At 46.4% G+C, this 569-nt stretch carries 1 protein-coding gene; it reads left to right on the top strand.

Annotation, left to right across the window (positions count from 1 at the left end):
* Window positions 1-371: 371 nt before the first annotated feature.
* Window positions 372-569, top strand: a 198-nt coding sequence (locus ACTHUR_RS16615; RefSeq protein ID WP_440399786.1) for an NnrS family protein, incomplete at its 3' end; no start/stop codon positions are given.

Genomic DNA, 569 nt, shown 5'->3' with positions numbered 1-569 from the left:
CTGTTATTTATATTGGTTTAGGATTATTTATTATTATTGAAAATAATACAATTCAAACAATAATATCAATAATATGAATGATACGGGCATTTGAGTATCTGACAAACCTTGCGGTTCGTTGCCCTCTCCCTAAACCTCTCCCACGGGGAGAGGGGATCAGGTTGCTGAAAATCAAAGAACGTAGAATTGAGAATCAGATGTCAGGTAAACCTAAAAATGTTCGGGTTTGGCAGTTTAATCCCCTCTCCCCGTGGGAGAGGGCTAGGGAGAGGGTAAGCAAGCCGAAGGCTTGCCTGTTTGGCAAAAATACAGCCCTGTCCTCCCAATAAATCTATATCCGAAAGCATCTTCATGCAGAATCAAGCCAAACTATGAATAAGTTTTTTACCCACCCCATGCGGCCGTTTTTCGTCGGTGCGGCGGTGCTTGCCATACTCGGCGCGTTGGTGTTTTTCATCGGCCCCGGTGCCGTCATTTTGCACCGCCAAATCTTCTTAGAGCTCATGCTGCCTGCGGCATACGGCGGTTTTCTGACTGCCGCCATGCTTGAATGGACGGGCTATCAAGGC

The sequence above is a fragment of the Neisseria sp. P0021.S007 genome, from assembly GCF_051956855.1.
The sequence above is the reverse complement of the archived record's forward strand: the minus strand, read 5'-3'. Positions and strand labels throughout refer to the sequence as shown.